This is a genomic window from Pseudoalteromonas sp. SR45-5 (genome assembly GCF_014163565.1).
Lineage (GTDB): Bacteria > Pseudomonadota > Gammaproteobacteria > Enterobacterales > Alteromonadaceae > Pseudoalteromonas > Pseudoalteromonas distincta.
Window position 1 is genome coordinate 1 of sequence record NZ_JACJDN010000360.1, and the last position, 4,083, is coordinate 4,083.

General features: G+C 37.2%; 4 protein-coding genes. 3 read left to right on the forward strand and 1 reads right to left on the reverse strand.

Annotated elements, in window-relative coordinates:
- The 3 genes from H5072_RS13250 to H5072_RS13260 all read left to right on the forward strand — a co-directional run.
- Positions 1–937 (forward strand): EH signature domain-containing protein (locus H5072_RS13250; protein WP_259395948.1); only part of this gene is annotated, 937 nt, incomplete at its 5' end.
- Positions 938–1,153: 216 nt separating this feature from the next.
- Positions 1,154–2,065: a WYL domain-containing protein gene (locus H5072_RS13255; RefSeq protein WP_310735881.1), complete on the forward strand. Its 912-nt coding sequence runs from the start codon at positions 1,154–1,156 to the stop codon at positions 2,063–2,065.
- A 73-nt stretch (positions 2,066–2,138) separates the two neighbouring features.
- The gene (locus H5072_RS13260; protein ID WP_007585888.1) at positions 2,139–3,227 is read left to right on the forward strand and encodes a cell division protein FtsZ; all 1,089 of its coding nucleotides are present in this window, start codon (positions 2,139–2,141) and stop codon (positions 3,225–3,227) included.
- 41 nt (positions 3,228–3,268) lie between these two features.
- Here H5072_RS13260 and H5072_RS13265 read toward each other — a convergent pair.
- Positions 3,269–4,083, reverse strand: an 815-nt coding sequence (locus tag H5072_RS13265; RefSeq protein WP_404936328.1) for a tyrosine-type recombinase/integrase, incomplete at its 5' end; no start/stop codon positions are given.

A 4,083-nucleotide genomic window follows, 5' to 3' on the forward strand; every position in this document is an offset into this window, starting at 1 on the left:
TGATACCCAAAGTAATCAATTAAGAGCTCGTTCTGTATTTTGGAAAAACTATAGTCAAAAATTTAATCAAATCAAAATACTTTTGCCTAAGCATACATATCAAGTAATTAGTGAAGGGCTAGTTGTTAATTCTCGAAATTTAATAATACTACCTGATGAGCCGAATGAAAATTCGGAAGCATGCATTTTTGAAATTGGTGAGCACATCATTGTAGAAATTTTACGAGGACAAGCTAGTGAAATTAGAGTTTTTGAGCGTTCTCAGCGAAATATTGCAAGGCTATTAGAAAATAAGAACTTATCTTTAAAAGATATTCGTAACATGACTTATGGGTATGTACATGATCACGAGTACTTATGGCAGTTCGCATTTGAAAAGTTACTCAGGACCAAATTAAACATTACTCCTAATTCAAACATTACTCACTTCTTAGGGTTACCAAAGAGTATTGGTAAATACGATCATCAATACGGTATGGCAAAACCATCTGAAGAAAGCTTGATGAAGCGACAAAGTCGTTTAATTGAGTGGAATGAAAGGTTCTGGAATGAAGAGGAGAAAACTGAAAAGTACTCAGGGGTATCACCTTTAGTTAAAAAGAGCTATCGTGATTTAGCTATAGCTAAAAATGCTTTATTGGACGGAAATAAGCACGTATATGAAACTTATTTACATAAATCCGCTAATAAAGGAAATCCAGAAGCAATGTACCTCTTAGGAATGAATATTATTAATAACCCTAAAAACCCCCCTGCTTTAAAGCGTGATGGAGAAGGCTGGGTTATTAAGTCTGCTGATTGTGGTTATGAGTTAGCTATTAATTTAGCAACTAAATATGGTCTAGCATTGCCTAAGGAAAAGGAATATAAAGCGCGCGTGGTACCAGGTAAAAACTTGGTTAAAGCTATAAACTCGAGTCGAAAAAGGAAACTGTGACAAATATACTTCAACAGCCTTAGCTTTCAACTATGGAGCTTGTAATTGTTCTTAGTTGGTTTCATATTGCTGCAAACAGTCTTGTTATTACTAAATAATCAAAGTTAATCCAAGGCTTTATACTTTTAATCAAAGCTGCATGAAATGTAAACTATGAAGACTGCCCGACATAATTCAATTTTAGATTATATCCCTTCTAGTCCTAAAAGTACTTCAGTGAGTGAACTACAAATTGCTTTGTCGAAAAGTGGGTTGGATCTCTCCAGCCGTATGCTCCAGCGAGACCTACAATCACTTTACGACCAAGGTTGCTTTGGTCTTGAAAAAGATACGCGCAGTAAACCATATGGTTGGTCTATTAATTCACAGTGGCGAGGTGGGAACGCAAAAGTAATGAGCAGTGAAATGGCTGAACACTATTTGTTGCTGGAGCAGTTACTGCCGCAATCAGTCCCCAGTGATGTTAAATGCTCAGTGCATATTAAAGCAGAGCAGGCATTTAAACGCTTTAATGGTCATGTGCCTGAGTGGCTTTCAACCCTTCCAAAGTCGTCGTTAAAAGTGAATATTGATACTCAGTTAGTTGAGAAAATTGAGCATGCGATTAAGCATAAGCGTGCAGTGAGCGCTGAGCTTTATAGAGTACTTTACGATGAGGCACATTGGTTAAAGTTTGCTGAATTGAGTTTTTATAACTTAGTTGAGCAAGGCGGAGTGTTGATGGCGCAGTTTATGGTGGGGGAGTTTCACGATAAATGCTACCAGATGCCGGTTTACCGCATTCGTAATGTACACATTTTGCAAAAAACACGACGTGAGCCAAGCAATGAGCAGTTAAAGTCGCTGCGCAGTGCGATTAATAAAGACATGAAGCAAGAAGCGATCGAGTTAATTGTAAAAGTGCCTAGCCACTCTGCAGTTAATCAAGGGTTTATTGAGCTTGGCGAGCTGATTGACAAGCAACAGATTGACGATAAAAACGTATTATTTACCTACCAAACTATTGATAGTGAGCAATTGACCGATGAGCTATTTAAATGTGCCCATTGGCTCGAGGTTGTTAAACCTGAAAAGCTGCGCCAAAGAATCACTACAAAGCTTAAACTGGCCGCAAATATTTATAAATAACTCTAACTAGTTTAGGTGCGTCAAAAATTGACGCACCTATTTGTTATGCTCCTTTAAAAGTTAAGGAGTGATTATGTTTCAATTAATTCAACAAAATGATGGTTTATCAATCGGTGTATTTGGCATTGGTGGGTGTGGCTGTAATTCGCTTAACAGTATTTTTGAACAACGCGAGTCTGAGCAGGCGCACTTGTACAGCGTTAATACCGACAAAGTGGTACTTGAACATACACAGAGTGATGAAGCAGTACTAATAGGTGCTGAGCTAACTCATGGTTATGGTGCAGGAGCCGACCCTAAAGTTGGACTACAAGCGGCAGAAGAGAGTAAAGAGCAGCTTTTAACGCTTATTAATGGCTGCGATATAATTCTGTGTGCAACAGGGTTGGGGGGCGGTACTGGGACTGGCGCTAGCCCGTATATTGCACAACTTGCTAGTGAGCAAGGTAAGCCCATTATATTTGTTGCTACATTACCATTTAGTAGTGAAGGGCAGTTTAGAAATAATATAGCGCAAGCAGGTTTAAATGAGCTTAAAGAGCATGCTAATGCGGTTATTACTCTCCCAAACGATCAACTGATTGAGGTGCTTGGTAACGATATAGGATTATTCGATGCGTTTAAACATTCAAACCAAATACTCCACTCACTGATAAAATCACTCATCGACATGCTTTGCTATCAAGGCTTAATAAACGTTGATTTAAATGATTTTGCGAAAATTATGGATTGCCAAGGCGATGCTGTACTTGGCGTAGGCAAGTGTAATGATGAGAGCGAGCTCACTACTGCACTTGATAGTGCACTCAATAACCCACTGGTTAATCAGGTAGATATGTCATCAAGTACTGGCGTGATAATACAAGTAAATTGCAAAGATGAAATCTCACTGGGTAGCTATAACCTTATTACTGATACTGTGCGTCAGCAGGTAAGCCCAAACGCATTGGTTATTTGTGGTGTTTCAAAAATTGAAAACTTAACAACCAATTATGAGCTACTGGTTATTGCTACGGGCGCGAGTTCAAAAATGATACTTGATGAAACTAGAATTGAGTCAAACTCTAAAGTAGTCGCCACTAAACCAAAAGCATCTGATATTTTTGATATTCCTGCTTTTATAAGAAATCAATCTGCACCACCTAGTAAAAGCTCTTTATAGGTTTGTAAATAACGACAACGCTGTATAGCAATATGTAAGCTTTACTCTAATATTTGCAAAGGGCGGCTCTTTTTAAGCTTTTGGGTTTGCTGAACTATATTACCCCAGATAGTGGAATAAGCACTTATTGTGCTTTTGACTTTGGCGATGAAATTATTTGAATAATCTAATTTTAAAAATGATTTTTTAGTCGTTTTGTTTTTTAACTTAGCCTGTATTTTTACTTCTTTAAGTATTTCCTTCTCAAATAGGGAAAAGTTTTTATAAAGTGCTTTAATATCAGTGTTATATATTTTATTCGAGTGGTCATAATGTTTACTCATCGGATCGTGATCTGAAACAGAGTGATGAAGCATTTTTTTAGACTCAATTTCAGCAATTGTTGATGACCCAATTTTTTTAGTTAGCACTTCTTTCATATGTGATTTTAAGAAGCTGCGAAGTAGTGTTGGAAATGCTCCGGCTGAGCCTTTTATATTTATGTTATCTCGCGGGGCCGCTACCATGTCTTTTGGCGCATGATATTTAAGAGTTCGGTTTAAACTCTCTTTACTAATGGGTTTTGAGTTGTCTTTAACCTTGCAAAATAAGTAGGTGCGGTTTATGTCTGGGTTTAATTTTAACTCTTGTTGTATTGCTTTTTTCATCTCGGGTGTGAGTTGTATTTTAAACTCTTTTTGGTTTTTCATAGCACCGCGAGTGGTATGAGTTGTTTCAGGAAACGTTAAAAATTTAGGATTATTTAAATCATCTATATACGATAGACGAAGGTTGCAAATATTTATGGGTCTTAGCCCAGTAAACATCATCAGTAGTACCGCATTTATTAATGTATTATTTTTAACTGTTTTTAGGT